Here is a 25970-nt window from a genome sequence, read left to right as displayed (position 1 = left end):
ATAGAGCAAATAGAGAAGGTGATGAAATTGAAAATAACGAATATGACGTGTTTCCTCGTCCCGCCAAGATGGTGTTTTCTGAAAGTTGAAACGGATGAAGGAATTGTCGGATGGGGAGAACCGGTTGTAGAAGGAAGAGCAAGTACGGTGAAAGCAGCCGTAGAGGAATTAAAGACCTACCTTATCGGTTCAGACCCGCTAAAAATTCAGGATACGTGGAACTTATTATACCGTGCCGGCTTTTACCGCGGCGGCCCGGTATTGATGAGCGCCATCGCCGGGATCGATCAGGCCCTCTGGGATATTAAGGGGAAATATTACGATGCACCGGTTTATGAATTGCTGGGCGGAAAAGTTAGAGATTCTGTTCGGGTTTATACGTGGATTGGCGGCGATCGGCCGTCCGATGTGGGCCGTGCGGCGAAAGAAGCGAAAGAGAACGGCTTTACTGCAATTAAGATGAATGCTACGGAGGAATTGCAATATATTGATTCCTACGAAAAAGTGGATGAAGTGCTGGCCAGGGTGAATGCCATCCGTGAAGAAGCCGGTCCGCATATGGGAATCGGAATTGACTTTCACGGCCGGGTGCATAAGCCGATGGCAAAAATTTTAATGAAAGAGCTGGAGCCGTATCGGCCGATGTTCGTGGAAGAACCGGTACTTCCGGAAAACAATGAGGCGCTGAAGGAACTTGCCCAGCATTCGGTCATCCCGATTTCCACCGGAGAACGGATGTACTCCCGCTGGGATTTTAAACGAATTTTAACGGACGGCGTTGTCGATATTATCCAGCCTGACCTGTCCCATGCTGGCGGCATTACGGAAACGATGAAAATCGCTTCCATGGCGGAAGCCTTTGATGTGGCCCTTGCACCGCATTGTCCGTTAGGTCCGATTGCCCTTGCGTCCAGCCTGCAAGTCGATGCCATTTCCCATAATGCATTTATCCAGGAGCAAAGTATGGGAATCCACTATAACAAAGAAAACGATTTGCTCGACTACGTAATCGATAAAGATGTTTTTAAATTTGAAGACGGATATGTCAAATTGCCGGAAAAACCGGGATTAGGCATTGAGATTGACGAAGAATACGTGAAGCAGCGGGCAGAAGTCGGCCATAACTGGAAAAATCCGGTCTGGCGTCATAAAGACGGCTCCATAGCAGAATGGTAAGGAGTTGGTTGGATGAAGCAGGATCAGCAAAAAAAATTAGCAGCAGAAGAAGCGGTGAAATGGATTAAGGACGGGATGGTGGTCGGCTTAGGCTCTGGTTCGACGGTGAACTGGATGCTGGAAAAGCTCGGTGAAAAAGTACAGCAAGGCTTGCAAATTACCGGCATCCCGTCTTCCAAAAAAACGGAAAGACTGGCAAAACAGCTTGGCATTCCATTGACGGATTCTTCCTCCGTCAGCCGAATTGACATCGCTATTGACGGAGCCGATGAAGTCGACCGCCAGTTTAATCTGATCAAGGGCGGCGGCGGATCGTTAGTAAGGGAAAAGATTGTCGATGCCCATGCGACAGAATTTATCGTCATTGTCGATGAATCGAAGCTTGTCAGCACTTTAGGGAAATTCCCGCTGCCGGTGGAGGTATTGCCCTTTGGCTGGGAACTGACGGCAAGGACAATTGCCGAATTAGGATGTGAACCGAAAATTCGGGAAAGAAACGGGGAAAGGTTTATCTCCGACAATGGCAACTATATTTTAGATTGTCAATTTAATTCAATACAAAATCCGCAACAATTACATGAACAATTAAAGCAGATGACTGGGGTAGTCGAAACGGGATTATTCGTTCAGATGGCAGACCGGATAATCATAGGCAAAGAACAGACAGCAGAAGAAATTGTCGCATCCAAAGATGAATCCATCGTATAACAGTGAATGCTTCCTTTTTGCAAAACCCTGGACGGCAAAACAGTAGTAGAGGGGGTAAAAAAATGTATGACGTGGTAACGATCGGCGAATCGATGATTACTTTCAGCCCGTGCAACAAGGAACCATTACAGTTTGCCAGTACCTTTGGGAAAAAGGTCGGAGGAGCAGAATTAAATGTCGCAATTGGCTGTGCCCGGCTCGGCTTGAAATCAGGCTGGATCAGCAGACTGGGAAATGATGATTTTGGCCGGTATATACTCAATTTCGCCCGCGGGGAGGGGGTAGATGTTTCCCAAGTTGAGCTCGTAGACGAATACCCCACCTCATTAAACTTTAAAGAAGTGCTTCCGGACGGTACAACTAAAACGATTTACTACCGTCATAAATCTCCAGTATTAACGTTAGAACCGGAACATATCGATGAAAACTACATTAAACAAGCAAAAATTTTGCATCTGACCGGAATTTACCCGGCAATTGACAGGAGAAATATTGCCGTGATGGAAAAAGCGATCGACATTGCCCGTAAATATAACGTAAAAGTGTCCCTCGATCCAAACATACGTCTAAGAATGTGGTCAGAAGAAGAAGCTAGGGAAGTATTGCAGCAATTGTTGCCGAAAGTCGATATTCTCCTCGCCGGGGATGCAGAAATGGAAATCATCATCGGTGAAAAGGAACCGGCAAAAATTTTCGCCGCATTGGAAAAATATGATATTTCCTTTATCGCCGTGAAGCAGGGGGAAAAGGGCTCCGTCGGATGCCAGCACGGAATAATCGCAGAAGCGCCTGCGATTCCGGCGAAAAAAGTAGTGGACACTGTCGGCGCAGGCGATGGCTATAATGCCGGAATCATGTATGGCTTGCTGCATGACTGGCCGCTGGAAAGAACGTTAACCTTTGGGAATGCCATCGGCTCCATCGTCGTCAGCGTATACGGGGATAATGAAGGTTTGCCGACCTATGAACAAGTTTTGGAAACGATGGGCGAGAAAGAATTTATTGAAAGATAGTTACATAGATTTGGAGGTAGTAGAATGGCAACGATTTATTACGATCAGGATGCAAACCTTGATGTTGTGAAAGATAAAACAGTCGCCATTATCGGATATGGCAACCAGGGGAGATCCCAGGCGCTCAATATGCGGGACTCCGGCTTGAAACATATTATCGTCGGAAGCGTGCGCGATACATCCTGGGAAAAGGCACGGCAAGACGGCTTTGAAGCTTATCCGATTGAAGAAGCAAGCAAACGGGCCGATATTATCTTCTTGCTGCTGCCGGACGAAATCGCACCCGCCATCTTTAAGGAGAAGATTGCTCCAAATCTGGAAAAAGGAAACGTCGTTAATTTCTCCTCCGGATATAACGTCACTTACGGATACATTGACTTGCCGGAAAATATTGATGTCATCATGGTCGCACCAAGGATGATCGGGAAAGGCGTCAGGGAACTGTATGAAATCGGAGAAGGTTTCCCGTCCTTTCTCTCGGTTCATCAAGATGTGTCCGGGGAGGCAAAGGAAATTGCGAAAGCGCTGGCAAAAGCGATTGGGTCTACGAAGAAAGGGGCCATAGAAGTCAGCTTTGATGATGAAACCTATTTAGATCTGTTTGCGGAACAAATTACGTGGCCATTAATTATGAAAGTTTTAACGGAAATCTATCAATTTCAGGTGGAAATGGGCCATCCGGAAGAAGCGGCGTTAATGGAATTGTATATGTCGAAAGAACCGGTCGTCATGTTTGAAAAGTTTGCGGATGTCGGCGTGTTCCGGCAATTGCCGTTCCATTCGAACACAAGCCAATATGGGCAAATGACTTCTTTCCAGGATGTCGACTCCTCATACATCCGTTCGTTTATGAAAGAAAAATATAACCGGATTACTTCTGGTGACTTTGCGAAAGAGTGGAGCAAAGAACAAGCGTCCGGCTTGGAAACCTTTAAGAAACTGAGGGAAGAAGTGCTGAAGCATGCCTTAACGAAAGCAGAAGACCGCCTGAAATCGCGGCTCAAATAATTCCCAAAAAAAGTGATGCTGTTTTGGAGAGGATTAAGCTGTATGAACAAGGCTGGGGAGTTGGGGAACAAGGGAGGTGAACGCCGTTTGTCTGAACTCCCTGCTTTCTATAAATCTATTACAAATAAGAACGGAGGTTATCTATGAAAATTATACGTTTTAAAGATAAGGAATCGAAAAAGATTGTCCTTGGAGCTGTAACCGAAGAGGAAAAAGTGTATGTCCTGCCGTATGAAAGCATTGTTGACGTAGCAGACAAGGCGAAAGAACGAAAAATGACGACAAAGGAATTAATTGAAGAATTTGTGCCCCATTTGCTTCCTGTAAAAGAATCCCTGTCTGAACTGGATGTCGTAATTCCGGTAGATGCACCGGAAGTGTGGGCATCCGGGGTCACGTACTTTAAAAGCAAAGAAGCCCGAAACTATGAAGCTACCGATGGAAAAATGGATGCAACGACATTTTACGACAAAGTATACGATGCAGAGAGACCGGAAATCTTCTTTAAATCTACAAGAGAACGCACCATCGGGCCGAATCAAATTCTCCATTTGCGGAGCGATTCCAATTGGCAAGTTCCCGAACCCGAATTGGGCTTAGTATTAGATGGAGACGGGAACATTTTAGGCTACACGATTGGAAATGACATGAGCTGCCGGGATATTGAAGGGGAAAACCCGCTCTACTTGCCACAGGCAAAAATCTGGTCCCGTTCCTGTTCGGTCGGACCGGCGATTTTGCTCGCGGAGGCAGTGGAGGATCCGTACAATTTCAACATGACATGCCGGATTTACCGGAATGAGGAACTCGTATTTGAAGGCAGCGCAAATACAAATCAGCTGAAACGCCGGTATGAAGAACTGGTGGAATATTTACGGAAGGATAATATTATCTTCCCGGGGACAGTGCTGTTAACCGGCACATGTATCGTTCCGCCGAATGATTTTACGCTTCACGACGGCGACCGGGTTGATATTGAAGTGGAAGGCATTGGTACGTTGAGCAATACGGTAACCCATCAAAAATCGCATATTACAAACTAGATTTGTATAGGAGGTAATGTTCAATGACAACTGAAGTACAAACAAAAACATATCTTAATTACATCGGAGGAGAATGGAAAGCTTCCCCATCGGCGGAGACGGAAGCAAGCATTAATCCGGCCAATGTGAACGATGTCGTCGGCTACATCCAAAAATCAACTGCAGAGGATTTAAACGAAGCGGTAGCTGCAGCGAAAGCGGCCCAAAAAGCTTGGTGGAAGCTCTCCGGAGCAGAAAGAGGAAATTATTTATACAAGGCCGCAGATATTTTAGAATCCCGCCTGGACGAAATCGCCGAATCCCTTACCCGCGAAATGGGGAAAACGTTGCCGGAAGCGAAAGGAGAAACAGCCCGGGGAGTTGCTATTTTGCGCTATTATGCCGGTGAAGGGATGCGGAAAACAGGAGACGTTATTCCGTCCACCGATGCAGGTGCGTTAATGTTTACAACCCGCGCTCCGCTAGGCGTAGTAGGTGTGATTACACCGTGGAACTTCCCGGTTGCTATTCCGATTTGGAAAATTGCTCCTGCCCTGATTTATGGAAACACCGTCGTATTTAAACCGGCTCAAGAAGCAGCAGTGACGGCAGCAAAAGTCGTTGAATGTCTGGCGGAAGCAGGAATTCCGAAAGGAGTCGTAAACTTTGTTACCGGTTCCGGCTCGGTCATCGGCCAAGGAATTGTCGATCATCCGGATATTAATGGCGTTACCTTCACCGGATCGGATACGGTCGGAAAAGCGGTCGGCCAAGGTGCTTTGGCAAGAGGAGCGAAATACCAGCTTGAAATGGGAGGCAAAAACCCAGTCATCGTTGCGGAAGATGCGGACCTTGATTTGGCGGTGGAGGCAACGATTAGCGGCGGATTGCGTTCTACCGGGCAAAAATGTACAGCAACGAGCCGCGTGTTAGTCCATCGCGATGTCTATGATTCCTTTAAAGAAAAACTGCTGGCAAAAGTGAAAGAGATTACGGTCGGAAACGGACTGGAAGATGGAATATGGATGGGACCAAGTTCCAGCAAAAAACAGCTTGATACGGTTCTCTACTATATTGAAAAAGGAAAAGAGGAAGGGGCGAAATTGCTGTATGGCGGCAATCGTCTCACTGGCGAGAAGTACGACAATGGCTATTTCGTAGAACCTACGATTTTCGAAAACGTTTCTAATGATATGACCATTGCCCAAGAGGAAATCTTTGGTCCGGTCCTTGCTTTAATTAAAGTCGATTCGGTGGAAGAGGCATTGCAAATTGCTAACAATGTGAAGTTTGGCTTAAGTGCCTCGATCTTTACGACGAATATCCAAAAAATGTTAACCTTTATCGACGAAATTGAATCAGGACTCGTCCGAATTAATGCTGAGAGCGCCGGAGTAGAATTGCAAGCACCGTTTGGCGGCATGAAACAATCCAGCTCCCATTCCCGTGAACAAGGTGAAGCTGCAAAAGAATTCTTTACTTCGATTAAAACGGTGTTCGTAAAGGGATAATGCAATCGTTTAAATAAAGAAACCCTGTTATCCTTTTCATTCCGCGTGAAGGGAGGGCATTTGCCCTCTTTTTTTATCCGTTTCGCTGCGGATGCACGTGTAATTTTACAACAATCTGAAGTTGGAGGGGCTAATATGTCATTAGAAACGATTTTTGCAGTCGATGACCCATCATTATATAAAGTACAGACGAATGCAAGAGGAAATGGAGGGGCACTTCCTTTAACGAAGGAAATGCTGATGAATTCCCCAAGCGGAAATTTATTCGGGCTGTCCCAAAATGTCGGGATGGGCTGGAAGCCAAAGGATTTGCTGGGGCCCCAAGTGTTAATTTTAAGCACCCAGGGCGGAATTCGCGACCATGATGGTACCCCAATTGCGTTAGGCTACCATACGGGACATTGGGAAGTAGGACTTCTAATGCGGGAGGCGGCAGAAGTCGTCCGGGAACATGACGGCGTTCCTTTTGCCGGCTATGTCAGTGACCCGTGTGACGGCCGCTCTCAAGGAACGAGCGGGATGTACGATTCTTTTCCGTACCGCAATGATGCAGCGATTGTCTACCGGCGCTTGATCCGCTCGCTGCCAACCCGTCAGGCCGTAATCGGTGTTGCAACCTGTGATAAAGGTCTTCCCGCCATGATGTTAGCGCTTGCAGGCACGCCGGATTTGCCTGGAATTATCGTACCGGGAGGTGTCACCCTTCCGCCGACAAACGGAGAAGATGCCGGGAAAGTACAAACGATCGGAGCGCGATTTGCAAACAATGAATTGACGCTGCAGGAGGCCGCGGAACTCGGCTGCCGTGCTTGCGCAACGCCTGGGGGAGGCTGCCAATTTTTAGGAACTGCCGCAACATCCCAAGTCGTTGCGGAAGCGATGGGGATTGCCGTTACCCATTCTGCCCTCGCCCCTTCCGGTCAGCCGATCTGGCTGGAAATGGCACGCCAATCGGCCAGGGCTGTCATGGAAATGGAAAAGAAGGGCATGAAAATGTCGGATATTTTAACCGATAAAGCCATCGAGAACGCCATGGTCGTTCATGCCGCCTTTGGAGGATCGACGAATCTCTTGCTCCATATTCCTGCCATAGCCCACGCTGCCGGCCTGAAGATGCCGACGGTGGAAGATTGGGTGCGTGTCAATAAGAAAGTGCCGCGCCTCGTCAGTGTACTGCCGAATGGGCCGGTGGACCATCCGACGGTTCGGGTATTTCTAGCCGGCGGAGTTCCGGAAGTAATGCTTCATCTCCGCAAATTGGGAGTGCTGCATGAAGATGTGCTTACCGTTACAGGGCAGACCCTTGGCGAGAATCTCGATTGGTGGGAAAAATCGGAGCGCCGCATGAAATTGAAAGAGCGATTGATGGAAGCGGATAAGGTGGATCCGGATGAGGTCATTATGAGTCCGGAGCGGGCCAAAGAAAGAGGACTCACTTCAACGGTTACGTTCCCGACGGGGAATATTGCTCCAGAAGGGTCGGTCATTAAATCGACATCGATCAGCCCGGATGTCGTCGATGAAGACGGCGTATACCGCCATACCGGAAAAGCGAAAGTATTCACGTCTGAACAGGCTGCCATCCGTGCCATTAAGCAAGGAGAAATTGAAGCGGGAGACATTATGGTCGTCATGGGAGGCGGACCGCTCGGTACAGGAATGGAGGAGACGTACCAATTAACTTCCGCGTTAAAACATCTGTCCTACGGCAAATACGTTTCTTTAATTACCGATGCCCGCTTTTCCGGCGTTTCCACCGGTGCATGTATCGGCCACGTCGGTCCTGAGGCGCTGGCCGGCGGTCCGATCGGAAAATTACGGAACGGGGATGTTATTGAAATTATCGTCGACCGAAATAATTTAGTCGGCTCAATGAATTTTATCGGCACAGAGGACCAACGACTGACGCCGGAAGAAGGGGCAAAAGTGCTTGCTGAACGTTCGGTGCATCCTGATGTAAAACCAAATCCAGGACTTCCGGATGACACCCGTTTATGGGCAGCTTTGCAGTCGGTCAGCGGCGGTACGTGGAAAGGCAGTGTGTACGATGTCGACCGGATTATCGAAGTATTGGAAGCCGGGAAAAAAGCATTGGCCGAGAAGGAAGCCGCAGCAATGATGGATACAAAGGAATAACATTTCGTTCTCAGCTAGCGAGAATAGAAAACAGCCGGATAATTCGTCCGGCTGTTTGTTATAGGAAAAAGGAAAACAGGCAAAATCCCACGGATGAGAATTGGGGTAAGTAAGAAACATTTAAGAACGGCTGTCTACTCGCCGATATCAAGAAACTTCCGCTTGGAATTATTTTTCGGTACTCTAATCGTTAAAATGCCGTTTTTCATCGAGGCGGTCGTTTCTTTTTCCGGAATTTCAATGGGAAGGGAAATGGTTCTTTCCTTTCGCCGATAGGATTGTTCTTTGCTGTAAACCCCGTGCTTTTCGTCTTTTCCTTCCAAAAACTGCTTATCTTCGGCCCGAATATGGAGCTGATTGCCGAAAATCTCAATTTCAATTTGCTCCCGGCTATATCCGGGCAGTTCCGCTTCGATGATAAAATCATCGCCGGTTTCCCGCACGTCTACCCAAAAGGGACGCAGCTGGAAATTAGTATGCATCTGTTTGAAGGAATCATGGAAAAAACGGTCCATTTCCCACATGAACTCCCGCAGAGGTGTAAAATCCACGTCAAACTTTTTCAGAAAATTATCTTTTCGCGGTGCCATGGAAAACCTCCTTTCTTTTTCTGTCTCCAGTAATAAAATATGTATGATTCGAGGAAAAAGTTTGGGTATTTCCATGGGAATTAGGGATCAGCGGAAACATGGCTGCAGGATGCGGGCAGAGCTTCTAGGCGGGGATGGCATATGGAGGAAAGGATTAAGAAAAACGTGGCTCACAAAGCCGTTTCCCGGCATAAAGCTTAAGAAAAGAGGATTTTGTCTGTTCTTGGCGAATAGGTAGATAAGAAAATTTTGCCGCAATTGGCGGTGCTGGAGTGAAGAATATTTTATGCAAAGGAAGCGGTAAGAATGGGAGAAAAAGTAATCGAATTAAAAGATGTTTCATGGGTCAGGGAAGGGAAGCAAATTTTATCCGATATCCATTGGGAAATTTCCCGGGGGGAGCATTGGGCTTTGCTCGGTTTAAACGGATCGGGAAAGACGACGTTATTAAATATCATCAACGGATATATTTGGCCGACAACGGGTACGGTGCGGGTGCTCGGGCGTCAATTTGGCAAAACCGATTTGCGGGAACTGCGGAAATCGATTGGCTGGGTAAGTTCGTCGCTGCAGGAGCGCATCCGGGAACAGGAATTGGCGGAAAAGATTGTCCTCAGCGGAAAATATTCGACCATTGGCGTTTACGATGACATGACGGATAAAGATTATGACCGGGCACGAGAAATTATGGAGGAGCTCGATTGCGGTTATCTGTGGGGCAGGAAATACGCCACTTGTTCCCAAGGGGAAAAGCAGCGGCTGCTCATCGGCCGGGGACTTATGGGTTCGCCGGAACTTCTTATTTTGGATGAGCCGACGAACGGCTTAGATTTTATCGCCAGGGATAAATTGCTGGCGTCCGTTGGGAAGCTGGCAAAGAAGGACGGGGGACCGACGCTTATTTACGTCACCCACCATATCGAGGAAATTACCGATGCCTTTAGCCATACGCTATTATTGAAAGACGGAAGCATCTTTGCCAAAGGAAAAACAGCGGAAGTCCTCACCGAAGAAACGCTGCAAGCATTATGGTAGGAAGCCGCCGGCGAAATGTACCCGGCGGCTCTTTACATGATCGTGCCAATGGCTCCGGCATAGGCTCCCTTTTCTAAAAAGACCGGCGTGTAGTCCATCCAGTCCTGAAAACTGCTTAATACGCTTTTCAGCGGCGCATTTCCGTTCAAGGTGCTGCCGACGAAGACAATCGGTTTTACTCGTTTGCTTCTGGCGGCCAGGCTGGCAAGCGAAATAATCACTTCGCCAATGAGCTGATTTAACGCGGACATATGGTCTTCAGGATGAGCTTTTTGGAAACCGGCTTTTCCAAAATTTGCTGCCGTCAGATTACCGAGGAGCGGTGCGTCACCTGTGGCATAAATATCTTTGACCAGCAAATCACTTTTTTCCCGGTCCCCGCGGCTGGCAAGGTCAGTTAACTCTTCAAAACGAGTTTTCCCGGAGAGAAGTTTGCCTAGTCCGAGAAAGGTTCCTCCGCCGATGCCGCTCCCGAGCAGCCGGTCAAACCCGTCTGTATGGACATGAAAAACCGAAGTGCCGGTGCCGATGCTTACTAATATGTATTCATTGCCGATTTTTATTTTTTCTTCTTCAAGAAGGTAGCTGGTTCCGTTGACGATAGCTTGAAATTCATCCACCAATTCGTGCCGGTTTTGGACGAGGTTTGCGATGCTTTCCCTTTTCCCGCCGGTTAATTTTAACGTGGCGGTGGGAGAAACGATTTGGATCCATTGTACGACTTCTTTCAGCTTGTTTTGCGGATAGGATTTGACGTGCAATTTGCCCTGTTCTTCATAGGCAATTTTTATTAACGTCCCGCCCGCATCAATGCCGATTTCCTTCATGAATCACCCCTCCTAAAGTTACATATTCCTGGCACAGGCAGCTCCCGCCAATGTATTCGTACAAAAACCGACAGATACTTGGCAAGACTGTCCCAGAAAACAGTAAAATTAAGAAAAATAGACTTTTTTAGTTGTTAACGGCTAAAAATCGCTTAAAATAGAGATAAATGAAACGAAATTCTCATCTATCACGTATTACTGATAGATTCACGTATACATGGGAAAACAGGGAGTTGATGGGTGTGAAGTCCATTATACAATTTTTTATCCGATCTGCAACCGCATTTACTGCCTCTGCCTCGACGTGGGGGATTGCTTTTTTTGCCCTTGGACAAACGTTTCTGATGTCCAGTACGTTCGCGCTCATCGGCGGAGGAGCAGCATATATCGGCGTAAAACAAATTCAGCATCATCAAAATCTGCGCCAATACGGCCTGACGAGAAGGGAATATAAATACATCGAGAAAAGCCTTAAAGAAGCGAGACAGAAAATCAGCCGCCTGCAAAAGGCGTTATGGCGCGTTCGCTCCATCGACCAGGCGAAATTAAATATCGAGATCTTGCGTACAGTAAAAAAAATTTACGCCAATACGAAAAAAGACCCAAAACGGTTTTATAAAGCGGAAAACTTTTATTATAAACATTTAGATTCCCTCGTGGAAATCGCAGAAAAATATGCTTTTCTCTCTTCCCAGCCAGTAAAAACGAAGGACATTTCCGAATCCCTCCGTGACACGAGAATTACGATTTACAAATTGGGGGAAACGACGAAAAAAGATTTGTACGACATGCTGGACGACGATATTGACACATTGCAATTTGAACTGGACGTGGCGAAACGATCGATCCAATCGAATAAGCGATTGACGAAAAATAATAACGGGAGGACGACGTAATGGAACAACAGCCGACGAATTTTAAAGACGATTTGCTTGCCAATCCCTTTGGCTCAAGCGATGACTTATCGAAAACGGAGGAAACGGCGAAAACGGAAAAAGTCATCGATCAGCTGACGGAAGAAGATAAGGAAAAAGCCATACAGCTGGCGAAACAAATTGATCCGAATGACCAGCAGTCCATCATTGCTTTCGGAACGGAAGCGCAAAAGAAGCTCCACGATTTTTCCCATTCGATGCTGAAACAAGTGGAAAATAAAGACGTGGGTGAAATCGGCTCCGTCCTGAAAGATTTAATGAAAAAACTGGAGGAAGTAAATCCGGAAGAACTGGCTCCGGAAAAACAAGGATTTTTTGCCCGGATCTTTGGGAAACTGTCCCGTTCCGTCAACGAAATTTTGACGAAATACCAGAAAACCGGCGCACAGATCGACCGGATCAGCGTCAAGCTGGAGCGGAGCAAGGACGCCCTTGTCCACGACAACCGTCTGCTTCAGGAACTGTTTGTGAAAAATAAAGATTTTTACGATGCGTTAAATGTCTATATTGCTGCCGGGGAAGTAAAACTGGCCGAGCTGGAGACGGAAATCATTCCCCAGTTAAAGCAAAAGGCAGAACAGACGCAAAATCAGATGGTTTTCCAGGAAGTAAACGACATGATTCAGTTTAGCCAGCGTCTGGAAAAGCGGGTTCATGACTTGAAGCTGAGCCGGCAAATTACGCTCCAGACGGCGCCGCAAATCCGCCTGATTCAAAATACGAACCAGGCGCTCGTGGAAAAAATTCAGTCGTCTATCTTAACGGCAATTCCCCTCTGGAAAAACCAGATTGCCATTGCCTTAACGCTGATGCGCCAGCGGAAAGCCGTGGAAGCGCAAAAACAAGTGACCCAGACGACGAATGAGCTGCTGCTGAAAAATGCGGAAATGCTGAAGACGAATACGATTGAGACGGCGAAAGAAAATGAACGGGGACTGATTGACGTGGAAACGTTGAAGCAAACCCAGGAAAACCTCGTCACTACCATCGAAGAAACGCTGCGCATCCAAACGGAAGGCCGCCAGAAACGCCAGGAAGCAGAGCGGGAACTGATCGAAATGGAAAATGAGCTGAAGAACAAACTACTCGAGTGGAAATAGGAAAGACAGCGGCGACAAGGCTGCAGCATTTAAGCTGCAGCCTGTTTTATTCAGCAGGCGTTTGAGGAAAGCGCTAAAGTGATAAAGATAAGATAAACTAAATACAGCTCCGTTTTTTTGAGAGCTGTATTTTTATTTTTATGCTTGCAAATTTGCTGGAATACCTTCGTTTATGCAGCGGCAACGGGAGGTTGCCCCCTGATGCAACAATAACTATCTTTACTTTCGACATAAACTCCTCCGATAATGAAATTGCAGAAAGGTGATGACAGATTCATGAACTTTAGTGAACGGCTAAAATCGGAACGTGAAAAAAGAGGGTGGTCCCAAGCGGAACTTGCGGACAAAATTCACGTAAGCCGTCAGCCCGTTTCAAAATGGGAAACCGGAAAAAACTATCCAAGTATCGAAATTATTATAGAATTAAGTGATTTATTCGGGATTACCATCGATGAAATGTTGAGGAGTAACGAAGAATTGAAGGAAAAAGTAATTCGGGACAGCAAGAAATTGGCATATCCGAAATGGAAAGCATTCTTTGACGGCGTGTTTTTATTAGGCGCATTTTTACTAGCTGCAAAACTGCTGATTTTCGGATCAAATTATTTGTTCGGTACAAATATCGTCATACCAGACGGATTGCCGAAAATGGCATCGAATTTCTTGCCATTAGCTTTAATGATTATTGGCGGCATAGGTTCAGACAGCTTAAAAGATAAATACATTGATTAACACAAAAGGCAGCGCTAAAGCTGCCTTTTTTATTTTCCTGAAAGTTCGAGAGTAACACGTAAAATTGGGGAAAAGCAGAAATTCTTACTTAATAGAAGCTGGTATTACTTTTATTTTCTATTGTTCTAAATATTGCAAAATTATATTATAGTTATAATATAATAAATATACGATGGGGGATAGAGATGAAATAAGCTATCGTTTCCGCAGGACTTTTTATTTCAGCTGCAATATTATTTTCTAGTATGTACATTACATCAGGAGAAATTAGTTTAATAGGAACTGCTATTGGATATTTCGTACTCGATCTCTATTTATATTGGGTATCATTGCGGCAATTGCAGCGATTGTATTTTTAATCATTGGCATAAAGATGGAGAAAGAAAATCGGGATTAGTCATGTTCGCTAAACCATTGCTTTTCATCTCTCATTGTCTTTGCGGTAAAGTTCGCAATTCCTATAGCTAAATTTCCCTATGCAAAAACCGTTCAAGTTCCACCTCCCCTCCTCCATTGTGCCCAGCAATATTCTCCCATCATAATGAAATAAGGAGGAACATAACCATGAAAAGACAAGCATTCCTTTATCCGCTATAATCAGAGGGTAAATAACCTGGATGAAGGTTAAAAACCATGTTCCAAGGATTCGAAAAACAAGCTGCAATTTTTGAGAAAGGAGTCTGTCGATGCGTAACAATAATAAACAAACGGATCCCCGGTTTCGCATTGCCCACCGGGAAGCGCTGATCGGCTGCGGACTGGCGGTCATCAATATTCTATGGTGGTACGGCTTTGCCTACGGGCTCGGATCCAAGCCTCCAGAACAATATACATACATCCTCGGGTTTCCGGCCTGGTTTTTTTACAGCTGTATCGGGGGATTTGTCCTGATGGTCGTATTAGTCGTTTTTGTCGTAAAGTTTATGCTGAAGGAAGTTCCCCTTGACGATGAGGAGAAAGAGGAGGGTTCGCAATGAACTGGGCTGTCGTATTGCCGCTATTAATCTTCCTCGTCGTTATTTTCTTCGTCGGATTGTGGGCGAACCGGAAAATGGCAGAGGCAGACGGGTTTTTAAGCGATTACTTTTTAGGAAGCCGGGAGTTTGGCGGGCTCGTTTTGGCGATGACGATGGTGGCCACCTATGGGAGTGCTTCCAGCTTTCTCGGCGGTCCGGGTGCAGCCTACACAATCGGCTTCGGCTGGGTGCTTCTTGCCATGACCCAAGTGGCCACCGGCTATTTCGTGCTGCTTATTCTCGGGAAAAAATTTGCCATCGTAGCGAGAAGATACAATGCAGTAACCCTCGTTGACTTTTTGAAAGAACGGTACAAAAGCAAAGCGGTTGTTCTGATTTCTGCTTTCAGCATTCTTGTTTTCCTGTTTTCCGCTATGGCGGCCCAATGGGTCGGGGGAGCTTACTTGATTCAGTCCCTTACCGGTCTCAGCTATATCGGGGCTCTGTTTATTTTTACCCTATCCGTTCTTGTGTATGTAACGGCCGGCGGCTTCCGGGCGGTAGTAATTACCGATACGCTGCAAGGTGTCATTATGTTTTTCGGGACATTGATATTATTAATTGCTGTCATCATGGCCGGGGGCGGCATCACGAATATTATGTCAGAGCTTGTTGCCATCAATCCGAATTTGATAACCCCCTTTGGCCAGGACGGACAGCTGAACGCAGCCTATGTGTCTTCCTTCTGGATTCTCGTCGGCGTCGGGGTCATCGGTCTTCCGCAAATCGCAGTGCGGGCCATGTCCTACAAAGATTCGCAAGCGATGCATCGGGCAATTATTATCGGCACAATCGTCGTCGGTTTCATCATGCTCGGCATGCATTTGATCGGGGTATTTGCCCGCCCGGTCATGCCGGGGATTGAAGTGGCGGATCAGGTCATTCCGTCCGTCGCTTTAGAAGTGCTGCCGCCGTGGCTTGCGGGCATTATTTTGGCTGCTCCGCTCGCTGCTATTATGTCGACGGTGGATTCGCTGTTGATTCTTGTCAGTTCCACCGTTGTGAAAGACGTTTATATGAACTATATTAAACCAAACGCAAGCAATGACACGGTGAAAAAGGTGAGCTTTGGCGTCACGGGCATTATCGGCATAATTGCCTTCGTTCTATCGATTAGCCCGCCGGAACTGCTTATTTTTCTCAATCTGTTTGCCTTTGGCGGTTTGGAGTCGGCCTTTATTTGGCCTCTCGTCCTCGGCTTGTACTGGAAATTTGCCAATAAACACGGTGCCATCGCTTCCATGATTACCGGAATCGGCTCCTACATTGCCATTCATCTTTACAATGAGGCATACGGAAATTTATTTGGTGTGCATACGGTAACCGTGCCTGTTTTCTTGTCCCTTGCTGTTTTTGTCCTATTTAGTCTCCTGTTTAAGCAGGAACCTTATGAATTTCCGGCGAACAATATCAATAAGTAACGTGCTGCAGCTGCTGAGAGGTACTCATCAAGAAAAGTTGAGTGCCTCTTTTTGTTGAAATAACTTTTATTGGAGGGGATTTGTCGATGGAAGTGAAACAGAAAAGCCGATACGAGCGGAATTTTGAACGGGCGGTAAAACTTACCCAAGAGCTGGTGCGCATTCCGAGTGTTTACCGGCCGGGAGAGCCCGATGGGAATGAAGAAAAGGTAGCCCATTTCGTTGCCGACTATTTGCGAAACATCGGCATTGAAGTCCACGTGGAAGAAGTAGTGCCGGGACGGCCGAATGTCATTGGCATTGTCGATTCGGGAAAGCCGGGCAAAACGCTGCTGTTTGAAGGGCATACCGATGTTGTGACGGAAGGAGATGCGGCGAGCTGGAACTATGACCCGTTCGGTGCAGAAATTATCGGCGGGAAAATGTACGGCCGGGGAACGAACGATACGAAAGGAAATCTTGCCTGTATGATTACGGCAGTCCAGTCCATCCTCGAAGACGGGGATGACTTCCGGGGTAAAATCATCCTCTGTATTCCGGTGGACGAAGAAGGCATGATGATCGGGATTAAACATTTTATTGAACAGGGCTGGGCGGACGGAGTGGATGGCGCGATTATTTGCGAGCCCCAGGAAAACCAAATTTGCATTGCCCAGCGGGGAGCGATGCGATTGAAAATTACCGTTCACGGAAAAATGGCCCACGGTGCTATTTCCTGGAGCGGGGTGAATCCGAACTGGCGAATGGCAAAAATTATTACCGCCCTGGAACAGCTGGAAAAGCAAGAACAGGAGATGCACGGGGAACACGAATTTTTGCGCTTCCCGAGCATTACGCCGACGATTTTGCAAGCCCCTGTTACTGGTGATGCGCAAATCAATGTCATCCCGGAAAAATGTATGACGACCCTTGATATCCGCACCGTGCCGTCCCAGGATCATGACGTTCTATTGGAAAAAATCGAAGGGATTTTCCGGCGGCTAAAAGCGGAGGATCCGGATTTTCACGCGGAACTGGAAGTGCTGGAAAATCGGCCGGCCACAGAAACGGACCGGAATGAACCGATTGTTCAGGCGGTCCATCAGGCGGTGGAGCAAGTATTGGAAAAAGAGCCGGTTTATAACGGGGTAGTCGGAGCGACAGACGGCACCTTTTTGCATGTTCATGGGGTTCCCATTGTGACGATTGGCGCCGGTGACCGGGAAATACCCCACCAAGTGAATGAATATGTAGACGTGAAGGAATTGGGGGAGACGACGGAAATCTACCGGCAGGCAGCACTGAATTTTTTGAGCGGAAATGAGGGATAATGAAAGATTCCGCCCCTTTTTGGAAAAAATGCACTAGTTTTGTCTAAAACTTTACTTTAGGAGCAAAAATGATTAATATGGTATGGAGTGATAAAAATATTCAAAAAATACAGACGGGAATAGACGAGAATGCATACAATAGGATGACGGCGGAAAGGAGGGGGCGGAGCATTAAATATTACTTCATTGCTTTTCTCGGTCTCGTTGCTGGAATTATCGTATCAACCATTTTTCGCTATTTAGAGATTCCATTAACGGCAGATCATTTATTGTCCACTCTTTTAGGCGAATTAACGCCTTTGAAGAGCTTCTTTGTGCTAGCCGTGACGGCAGCCGTGTTTTATTTTTTTATTCGAACCGTTGCGAGGAGAGCGCAAAGAGAAAAATAAAAAAGGATATATGCTCATGCCCATGAACATATATCCTTTCATTTTTTTACCGTATCCATGTTATTCTTCTTCTCCTTCTTCATTTGTTGCTTGTACGATTGGATCGGCACCGAATGCGATTGGACAAGGATACACGGTGCATGTTCTTCCTTCTACATAGCCTCCAGGATAGACATAGGCGCTGACATAGAGCGGAGTGCTTAAATAGCTGACGATTTTCCGTTCAATCGTTTTTAATCCCCAAGTAACGAACTCGCTCGGTGCTTTCCCTGTCACGTACTTAATTGCTCCATCAATAAACCATCCTACAATCGTTCCGCGGAAAAAGATGCTTTTTTTCCCGCCGCTAGCTTGAATTTCTACATCGGGTGTGAACGTTTCTTCTAATTTTTCTTCATCTGCTTGCGTTCGTGCATCTTCTGGCTCTGTGTCTATCTCTGTTGCAAAAGTGACTTGAGGGACGAGGAATATCATCATAGCCACTGCAACCAACAAACAGAGCGAACGCAATCTCTTTTTCACCTCCCTTCCGCTTACGTTATATATATACTTCTAGAAAAATTTGAAAAATCCTTCTAAAAGTTGGAAATTTTTTACAAATAATTATAAAGTGCTACTGATACAAAACTGATGCCAAAAGTACTATGGATGATAGCCGTCGCAAATTTTTGTCGAATTTTGTCGATAGTTCAGGGAATAGTCAAAAAATTACATTTTTCGCTCAATTTTATATTTACAAATAATAGCCAATCCGATACTATAATGGATAAACCAGTTTTACTTTGTCGCTTTACATAAGCAGAGTGTGAAGGGCAAATCAACTTATTCCGCTATAAAGGAGAGTGATTATCGGCAAAAAATGGGACAAAGGTCGCGCCTTTCACAAATACCAATGATTTTAAGGGGGATACGAATGAAAAAGAATTGGACTTTATTTTTGATGATTATTGGAATGCTCGTTCTTGCCGCGTGCAGTAGCGGCGGATCTGGCGGAGATACGGAAGAGGATAGTGACAGCGGTTCCTCCGGCGGAGATGACGGCGAAGTTTACGTATTGCAGGCGGGGCATTCACTGCCGGATGACCATCCTTACCATCTAGGCTTTTTGGAAATGGCGGAAAAGGTGGAGGAACGGACCGACGGACGGGTGAAAATTGAAGTGTTTCCATTCAGTGAAATCGGTGCGGAACGGGAACTGACGGAAGGAATGACGCTCGGAACCGTTGACTTAGTTGTATCATCCACAGCGCCGGTCACCAACTTTGTACCGGAACTGGCCGTGCTTGACGTTCCGTTTCTGTTTAACGACCGGGAATCCGCGGTTGAAATTTTAGAAGGGGAAATCGGTGACGAGCTCTTCGCTGCCATGGAAGAGCAAGGAATTATCGGCCTGTCCTGGGCGGAAAACGGCTATCGCCATGTAACGAACGCCATTCGGCCGATTGAAAAGCCAGAAGATTTAGAAGGGTTGAAAATCCGGGTGCAGGAAAACGAAATTCACTTAGCAGCCTTTGAGGCTCTCGGAACCCAGCCGACACCGATGGCTTGGACGGAAGCGTTAACAGCTTTGCAGCAAGGGGTAGTAGATGCTCAGGAGAACCCGGCAATTGTTGCTGACCAGTACAAGCTATACGATTCCAACCAAAAATATATGACGCTGACCGGTCATGTCTACTCCGTTGCCATTTATATGATGAGCAAGGATACGTATGAGAGACTGCCGGAAGATTTACGGGATATTGTCGTAGAGGAAGGCCAGAAAATCGGGGCAATGGAGCGGGATATGATTGTTGAAATGGAACAAGAATCGATTCAGACATTGAAAGATAACGGCGTGGAAATTATCGAAGAAGTGGATCCTGCCCCATTCCAGGAAATTGTCAGCTCTGTCTATGACATGGTAGAGCATCAAGATTTATTGCAGCGCATTTTAGATGCACAAAAATAAGTTGGGTTATGGGGACCCCCTCAGCTTCAAACCATTTGTAGACCCTCTTTCAAGGAGCTGTTGGGGCCGCTGCGGTGTGGGATCCCGGCGGATTCCATGGGGGTCCCCTTTATCCCATTAGAAGGTGAGGCGAGAATGTTGCAGCGAGTACTACAAATCATTAATACAGCGATGAAACATTTGTTAAATCTCATTATGGTTGTTTTAGTTGTTTCCACGTTTATGCAAGTTGTTTTTCGCTTCGTCATTAAAAATCCCCTCGCTTGGACTGAGGAACTTTCCCGTTATTGTCTCATTTGGCTCACCTTTTTAGGGGCGGCCTACGCGATGAGCAAAAAGGCCCATATTATGGTAGAGTTTTTTATCAATCTTTTCCCGCCCGTTGGAAGGAAAATAATCATCAGTTTAGCAGCCATTATTAATTTAGTGTTTTTTTACATATTAATTTTTTACGGGCTGCAGCTTGTCCAAAGCTCGATGTCGCAGCTTTCACCAGTGCTTCGAATTCCGATGGGGGTTATTTATCTGGCGATCCCGATTGGCGGATTCTTTTTAGCGGTTAATCTCATTCCGAATCTGATTCGCGACATCCGGAAGGGGGACGAAAAATGACGATTGTTTTATTTGGCGTATTGGCATTATTTTTCCTTATTGGTGTTCCCGTTGCCGTTGCCCTCGGTATGAGCGCATCCGCCATTTTTTTCCTGGAAGGGAATGTATCGTTAATTGCTGTCATGCAGCGGATGTTTAACTCCGTTGACTCCTTTCCGCTCCTTGCGATTCCCTTTTTTATTCTTGCAGGAAAGCTGATGGAATCCGGGGGCATTTCCCGCAGACTGATTCATTTTGCCAATGTCATGTTTGGCAGGGTGAAAGGCGGTCTGGCGATTGTGTCCATTGTTGCCTGTTCCTTTTTCGCCGCGATTTCCGGTTCGGCTGCGGCAACGACAGCTGCGGTGGGGGCATTGTTAATTCCGGAAATGATCAAACGGGGATATGAAAGAGATTTCTCGACGGCTGTACAGGCTGCCGGGGGTACCATCGGTATTATGATTCCGCCGAGTGTGCCGCTGATTTTGTACGGCGTCATTGCCGGGGTATCGATCGGGGATCTGTTTATCGCCGGGATTGTTCCGGGAATTTTTGTCGCCGTCTCGTTAATGATCCTCGTCTATATTATTTCCATTAAAAAAGGGTATGGGGGCGGTGAACGATTTACCGCTAAAGACTTTGGCAAAGCGTTTGCCGATGCCATTTTAGCTTTGCTGATGCCGGTCATTATTTTAGGGGGAATATACGGCGGGGTTTTCACGCCGACGGAAGCAGCGGTGGTCGCGGTTGTATATGGTTTAATTGTCGGTCTTTTTATTTATCGGGAAATTAAATGGAAGGAATTATCCGGTATTTTTACTTCTTCCGTCATTACGAGCGCTGTTATTCTATTTATTATTGCCGGCGCTTCGGCATTCGGGTATTACTTGACGAGGGAACGAGTGCCGCGGGAAATGGCGGAGTTTATGCTCGGCATTACGGACAACTGGATCATCGCCCTTTTGATTATCAACTTGCTGCTATTAATTATCGGTACGTTTTTGGAAACGTCGGCAGCCATTATTATATTAACGCCGATTTTAGTGCCGATTGCGGAAGCATTAGGGATTGATCTAATCCATTTTGGCATTATCATGATCGTCAACTTGGCGATTGGCTTTATTACTCCGCCGGTCGGAGTGAACCTGTTTGTCGCGGCAAACATTGCCGGCACGAAATTTGAAAAACTCATCCGTGCCATCGTGCCGTTTATCATTATCATGATCGTGGACGTCATTATATTGTCCTTTGTCCCAGAGATTACTCTTTTCTTTGTGAGATAAACACGGACAGCACTGTGCTATAATTGCGCCGGTACGGCCGGCGGCTTTATATTTGTCGAAAAATGTCAAATGTGTCACCGATGCCGGGCGCCTTCAGCGGGTGCCGGGCGCTATCAACAGAAAGGAGCAAAACGTATGTCTACATATAATATTGCAGTATTGCCCGGGGACGGGATCGGTCCGGAAGTGACGAAAGAAGCGGTGAAAGTGCTCAAAGCATTGGAACGCCTCGATTCTTCCATTTCCTTTACATTTACGGAATTTCCGTGGAACAGCGAATATTATTTGCAGCACCAGCAAATGATGCCGGAAGACGGGCTGGAGCAGCTTCAATCTTTTGACAGCATCCTCTTTGGAGCGATTGGAGATGCCCGGGTTCCGGATCAAATTTCGATTTGGCAGCTTATCATGCCGATTCGGAAACAGTTCCAGCAATTTGTCAACTTCCGTCCGGTAAAACGGTTAAAAGGAATCGAAAGTCCATTAAAAAATGACAAGCCGATTGACTTTGTCATCATCCGGGAAAACGGGGAAGGAGAATACTCCAACATTGGCGGATCGATGTTTGCCGGCGAGGACCGGGAAATGGCAGTTCAAAATACGATCATGACTAGAAAAGGAGTCACCCAAATTGCCGAATTTGCCTATCAGTACGCCCGGGAAAACAATTATACGAAGGTGACGAATGCTACAAAATCCAATGCGATTATTCATACGATGACCTTTTGGGACCGCATCGTCGAAGAGGTGGCAGCAAAATACTCGGACATTGATTACGAACGGTATTATATCGATGCGATTGCCGCCTATTTTGTCCAGCGGCCTGAAGATTTCCAAGTAGTCCTGGCGTCCAATTTATTTGGGGATATTTTATCCGATTTAGGCTCTGCCATTGTCGGCGGGCTTGGCTTTGCTCCGTCCGGAAACATTAACCCGACGAGAGAATATCCTTCCATGTTTGAAGCGGTCCACGGTTCAGCGCCGGATATTGCCGGAAAAAATATCGCCAACCCGATTGCGCAAATTTGGTCTGCCGCATTAATGCTGGAGCATTTTGGCCGCCGCGACTTATATGAGGAAATCCTCGCTGCCATCGAAGCAGTATTAGAGGAAAAACAAGTGCAAACTCCGGATATGGGAGGCAATGCAACGACCGAGGAAATGGGCGATGCCATTATTCGAAAACTAGGGTAAGCGTTTTTCCGTTAAAACATGCTAGGCTCGTATGTTAGAGATTTGCCCGCCTAGGACCGCTGAATTTTTCCAACGGTCCGTTCAAATAATCAGGATTATCGCTGAAATATTTGAGTTATCGCTGAAAAAATCGAAAGAAGCGCTGAATATAAGAGAATCGCTGAATTCCGATCCAGAGCGTTAGAATAATCGGAAGTATCGCCGAATATTTTGGGAATAGCACCGAATAAATGACGAGAATCGCTGAATTTGAGAGAACCGCCGAATCCCTGCAACAAATCGTTAGAAAAATCCCAATTTACGCTGAAAACATTGAGTTTTCGCTGATAAGAAAGCTTGAATCGCCGAATTCAAAATCCACAACCTGTGTCTACCATAAAGAAAGGGGAAGATGAACACTATGTCATTAGAAAATAAGACAATCGTCGTAACCGGGGCAGCCGGAGGGATGGGAAGGGCAACAGTTGATATGTTGCTGAAAGCAGGAGCAAATGTTGTCGCATGTGATTTAAACACTGATTCCCTTGAAACGTACCAAAGCTTTAAAAACTTCCTAAGTTTTGCGGGAAATCTAGTAGATGAACATACTGTAACGGAAGTTTTCCAAAAGGCCCATCAGAAGTTCGGATCGATCGACGGGCTGGCAAACATTGCCGGCATTGCCCAAAGTGCGGCCCCGATCGATGAAGTTTCCCTTGAGCAGTACGATCTAATTATGAACGTTAACATGAAAATGGTATTTCTCACCTGCCGGGAAGCAGCGAAATATATGAAAAAGCAAAAACGAGGGAAAATCGTCAACATCGGTTCCGTCGCTGCCACCAGACCAAGGCCGGGGCTCCAGTCTTACGTTGCATCGAAAGGCGCGGTAGAATCCTTTACGAAAGCCCTTGCATTGGAGTTGGCTGAGCATCACATTAACGCCAACGTTCTCCATCCCGGACCGGCGGATACGAGCATGCTGGCCAAATTTACGAAGGCCGGGGGCGACGTCCAATCGACAAGAAAAGAAGTTTTTGAGAGCAGCGTTCCCCTTGGAAGACTCATTCAGCCGGAGGACATTGCCCGTTCGGTAAAATTTCTGCTTTCGGATGAGGCGGAAATGATTACCGGAGCAGTATTGCATGTAGACGGAGGAAGAAATATATAATGTTCGTTTTTCGCACTGGGTAGGAAAATTTTTTACCTGCGCAGTGTACCTTTAAAGCAGCGCTGTAGCTGAAATGTCCAGCAGCCATCAAACAACAAGGAAGGGGAGGAAGTAATGAAAAATTTGCAAATGTATATCGGCGGGGAATGGAAGGATAGTTTGTCCGGTCAGCGGATTGACGTAAAAAATCCGTCCAACGGGGAAGTGATAGCAACAATTCCTCGGGGTACAAAGGAAGATGTGGATGAGGCGGTACAGGCGGCTCAAAAAGCGTTCCGCAGTGAAGCGTGGCGCAAAGTAAAACCCCATGAACGGGGAGACTTGCTGCAAGCAATTGCGGATAAATTGGAGGCCAATCGGGATGAACTGGCCAAACTGGAATCTCTTGACGTCGGAAAACCGTTAAAACAAGGCTATGCAGACGTTGATGCGGCTATCCGCTATTTCCGGTTTTATGGCGGTGCCGCAGATAAATTAATGGGAGATACGATTCCGATTGAAGACGGCCTTCTCGACTTTGTCGTCCGGGAACCGATTGGAGTGACCGCCCATATCGTCCCGTGGAATTATCCGATTCAAATTATTTCCCGCAGTGTGGCAGCGGCTATTGCGACGGGAAATACGGTTGTGGTGAAAAGTGCGGAAGATACGCCGATGACGGCGATGAAGCTGACGGAGTATTTCGATGAGCTTGGCTTGCCAAAGGGCGTGTTTAACCATGTTACCGGCTATGGATACGAAGCGGGAGCAGCCCTTTCTTCCCATCCCGGGGTGAATCACGTCACCTTTACCGGCTCTGTCCAAACGGGAATTGCCGTGGCCCAGGCAGCCGCCGCCAATGTGGTGCCGGTCACCTTGGAATTAGGCGGAAAATCGCCGAATATCGTCTTTGCCGATTGTGATATCGAGCAGACGCTGGAAGGGGTTGTCCGAGCCATTATCCAAAATGCGGGTCAAACTTGCTCCGCCGGATCCCGTCTGCTGGTGGAGGCATCCTTTAAAGAGGGATTCCTAGCGAAGCTGAAGGAAAGATTCGCACAGCTTACTATCGGCCCAGGTCTCGAAGACAAAGATATCGGTCCGATATTAAACGAAAAGCAATTCCGCCGGGTGATGGAGTTTATTGAACTGGCAAAAGAGGAAGCGGAGATTGTTGCTGGCGGAAAACAGGTAACTATCGAAGGAAGCGAAGGCGGCTTTTACATTGAGCCGACGATTATTGATAACGTGAATCCGGAAAGCCGGCTGGCCCAGGAAGAGATTTTTGGCCCGGTCATGACCGTGTTTACGTTTGAAACGACAGATGAAGCGCTGGAGCTTGCGAATAGCACAGAATATGGGCTAGTTGCCGGCGTTTGGACGAAAAATATTGATAAAGCCCATTACCTTGCTAGCCGCATCGATGCCGGACAGGTGTTTGTCAATAATTACGGTGCCGGCGGAGGCATTCAAATGCCATTCGGCGGCTACAAGAAGAGCGGATTCGGCCGGGAGAAAGGCTTTATCGCCCTATATAACTACACCCAAGTGAAAAACGTCGCCGTCAAATACGGCATATAAAAGGAGCAGCAATGCTCCTTTTTTGGCTTTATGAAAAAAATCGAACTTCCCATTATTCGCCGGGCGGTGCCAACACCTTATTTCGCATCTTTTTGTATTTGTTCCTGTAACTTCAATATTTGCTGCAAATCATCAATCTGTTCCTGCTGCTGTTTCTCCATCTCTTCCTGGATTTTATCCAGCTTACCTTGTTTAAATGAAATGATTTGCCCAATAAGTATCCTGATACATTAAACCGCTGTCCAATCAATTGGATAATATCTCCCGCATTATTGTCGTATTTGTGTATGCTCACTGTATCCCCTTTTTTTTCCT

The 25970-nt window shown here is 46.7% G+C and carries 24 protein-coding genes; 21 read left to right on the top strand and 3 right to left on the bottom strand.

What is annotated here, in order from left to right; genetic code table 11:
* Positions 1-27 precede the first annotated feature (27 nt).
* The 7 genes from dgoD to IEV18_RS00280 all read left to right on the top strand — a co-directional run bounded on the left by dgoD (position 28) and on the right by IEV18_RS00280 (position 8574).
* Positions 28-1176 carry a galactonate dehydratase gene (gene dgoD / locus IEV18_RS00310; protein ID WP_188390362.1) on the top strand — a complete coding sequence of 383 codons (1149 nt, stop codon included), beginning with the start codon at positions 28-30 and terminating at the stop codon, positions 1174-1176.
* Between the two features lie 12 nt (positions 1177-1188).
* A complete protein-coding gene (gene rpiA / locus IEV18_RS00305) occupies positions 1189-1884 on the top strand; it encodes a ribose-5-phosphate isomerase RpiA (RefSeq protein ID WP_188390361.1) in 696 nt (231 codons plus the stop codon).
* Positions 1885-1946: 62 nt separating this feature from the next.
* Positions 1947-2897 carry a sugar kinase gene (locus tag IEV18_RS00300; protein WP_188390360.1) on the top strand — a complete coding sequence of 317 codons (951 nt, stop codon included), beginning with the start codon at positions 1947-1949 and terminating at the stop codon, positions 2895-2897.
* Between the two features lie 24 nt (positions 2898-2921).
* Complete coding sequence (gene ilvC, locus IEV18_RS00295) at positions 2922-3905, top strand: ketol-acid reductoisomerase (RefSeq protein ID WP_188390359.1); 984 nt, start codon at positions 2922-2924, stop codon at positions 3903-3905.
* 143 nt (positions 3906-4048) lie between these two features.
* Positions 4049-4948 carry a fumarylacetoacetate hydrolase family protein gene (locus IEV18_RS00290; RefSeq protein WP_188390358.1) on the top strand — a complete coding sequence of 300 codons (900 nt, stop codon included), beginning with the start codon at positions 4049-4051 and terminating at the stop codon, positions 4946-4948.
* 23 nt (positions 4949-4971) lie between these two features.
* Positions 4972-6438, top strand: coding sequence for an alpha-ketoglutaric semialdehyde dehydrogenase GucD (gene gucD / locus IEV18_RS00285; RefSeq protein ID WP_188390357.1), 1467 nt, complete (start codon positions 4972-4974; stop codon positions 6436-6438).
* Positions 6439-6573: 135 nt separating this feature from the next.
* Positions 6574-8574, top strand: coding sequence for a YjhG/YagF family D-xylonate dehydratase (locus IEV18_RS00280; protein ID WP_188390356.1), 2001 nt, complete (start codon positions 6574-6576; stop codon positions 8572-8574).
* Positions 8575-8708: 134 nt separating this feature from the next.
* Here IEV18_RS00280 and IEV18_RS00275 read toward each other — a convergent pair whose 3' ends face one another.
* Positions 8709-9164: an Hsp20/alpha crystallin family protein gene (locus IEV18_RS00275; RefSeq protein WP_188390355.1), complete on the bottom strand. Its 456-nt coding sequence runs from the start codon at positions 9162-9164 to the stop codon at positions 8709-8711.
* Between the two features lie 306 nt (positions 9165-9470).
* Here IEV18_RS00275 and IEV18_RS00270 point away from each other — a divergent pair, with 306 nt between their 5' ends.
* Positions 9471-10199, top strand: a complete 729-nt coding sequence (locus IEV18_RS00270; RefSeq protein ID WP_188390354.1) for an ABC transporter ATP-binding protein — start codon at positions 9471-9473, stop codon at positions 10197-10199.
* Positions 10200-10231: 32 nt separating this feature from the next.
* Here IEV18_RS00270 and coaW read toward each other — a convergent pair whose 3' ends face one another.
* A complete protein-coding gene (coaW, locus tag IEV18_RS00265; RefSeq protein WP_188390353.1) occupies positions 10232-11026 on the bottom strand; it encodes a type II pantothenate kinase in 795 nt (264 codons plus the stop codon).
* Between the two features lie 242 nt (positions 11027-11268).
* Here coaW and IEV18_RS00260 point away from each other — a divergent pair, with 242 nt between their 5' ends.
* The 7 genes from IEV18_RS00260 to IEV18_RS00230 all read left to right on the top strand — a co-directional run bounded on the left by IEV18_RS00260 (position 11269) and on the right by IEV18_RS00230 (position 17929).
* A complete protein-coding gene (locus IEV18_RS00260; RefSeq protein WP_188390352.1) occupies positions 11269-11922 on the top strand; it encodes a 5-bromo-4-chloroindolyl phosphate hydrolysis family protein in 654 nt (217 codons plus the stop codon).
* Entirely contained in the window at positions 11922-13061 is a 1140-nt protein-coding gene (locus tag IEV18_RS00255) for a toxic anion resistance protein (RefSeq protein WP_188390351.1), read from the top strand. Before IEV18_RS00260 ends, IEV18_RS00255 begins: the two co-directional genes overlap by 1 nt.
* Positions 13062-13337: 276 nt before the next feature.
* A complete protein-coding gene (locus tag IEV18_RS00250; protein WP_188390350.1) occupies positions 13338-13793 on the top strand; it encodes a helix-turn-helix domain-containing protein in 456 nt (151 codons plus the stop codon).
* Between the two features lie 686 nt (positions 13794-14479).
* Complete coding sequence (locus tag IEV18_RS00245; RefSeq protein ID WP_188390349.1) at positions 14480-14770, top strand: YhdT family protein; 291 nt, start codon at positions 14480-14482, stop codon at positions 14768-14770.
* On the top strand, positions 14767-16230 hold the full coding sequence (panF, locus tag IEV18_RS00240; RefSeq protein ID WP_188390348.1) for a sodium/pantothenate symporter: 1464 nt from the start codon (positions 14767-14769) through the stop codon (positions 16228-16230). The genes IEV18_RS00245 and panF overlap by 4 nt, the downstream gene beginning before the upstream one ends.
* An 86-nt stretch (positions 16231-16316) precedes the next feature.
* A complete protein-coding gene (locus IEV18_RS00235; RefSeq protein WP_188390347.1) occupies positions 16317-17540 on the top strand; it encodes a M20 family metallopeptidase in 1224 nt (407 codons plus the stop codon).
* Between the two features lie 68 nt (positions 17541-17608).
* Entirely contained in the window at positions 17609-17929 is a 321-nt protein-coding gene (locus IEV18_RS00230) for a hypothetical protein (RefSeq protein ID WP_188390346.1), read from the top strand.
* Positions 17930-17989: 60 nt separating this feature from the next.
* Here IEV18_RS00230 and IEV18_RS00225 read toward each other — a convergent pair whose 3' ends face one another.
* Entirely contained in the window at positions 17990-18451 is a 462-nt protein-coding gene (locus IEV18_RS00225; RefSeq protein ID WP_188390345.1) for a hypothetical protein, read from the bottom strand.
* A gap of 391 nt (positions 18452-18842) precedes the next feature.
* On the opposite strand from IEV18_RS00225, the gene IEV18_RS00220 reads away from it, so the two are divergent.
* The 6 genes from IEV18_RS00220 (at position 18843) to IEV18_RS00195 (ending at position 25655) form a co-directional block, all read left to right on the top strand.
* Positions 18843-19877: a TRAP transporter substrate-binding protein gene (locus tag IEV18_RS00220; RefSeq protein ID WP_188390344.1), complete on the top strand. Its 1035-nt coding sequence runs from the start codon at positions 18843-18845 to the stop codon at positions 19875-19877.
* Between the two features lie 135 nt (positions 19878-20012).
* Positions 20013-20489: a TRAP transporter small permease gene (locus IEV18_RS00215; RefSeq protein WP_229733497.1), complete on the top strand. Its 477-nt coding sequence runs from the start codon at positions 20013-20015 to the stop codon at positions 20487-20489.
* Positions 20486-21751: a TRAP transporter large permease gene (locus IEV18_RS00210; RefSeq protein WP_188390343.1), complete on the top strand. Its 1266-nt coding sequence runs from the start codon at positions 20486-20488 to the stop codon at positions 21749-21751. The genes IEV18_RS00215 and IEV18_RS00210 overlap by 4 nt, the downstream gene beginning before the upstream one ends.
* Before the next feature lie 135 nt (positions 21752-21886).
* On the top strand, positions 21887-22945 hold the full coding sequence (locus IEV18_RS00205; protein ID WP_188390342.1) for a tartrate dehydrogenase: 1059 nt from the start codon (positions 21887-21889) through the stop codon (positions 22943-22945).
* Between the two features lie 400 nt (positions 22946-23345).
* Positions 23346-24095, top strand: coding sequence for an SDR family NAD(P)-dependent oxidoreductase (locus IEV18_RS00200; RefSeq protein ID WP_188390341.1), 750 nt, complete (start codon positions 23346-23348; stop codon positions 24093-24095).
* Between the two features lie 114 nt (positions 24096-24209).
* Entirely contained in the window at positions 24210-25655 is a 1446-nt protein-coding gene (locus tag IEV18_RS00195) for an aldehyde dehydrogenase family protein (protein ID WP_188390340.1), read from the top strand.
* Positions 25656-25970 lie beyond the last annotated feature (315 nt).

The sequence above is a fragment of the Compostibacillus humi genome, assembly GCF_014637175.1.
Taxonomy (GTDB): Bacteria; Bacillota; Bacilli; order Bacillales; family Amphibacillaceae; genus Oceanobacillus; species Oceanobacillus humi.
Note: the sequence above shows the minus strand (reverse complement) of the source record. Positions and strands in the feature narration are given on the sequence as shown.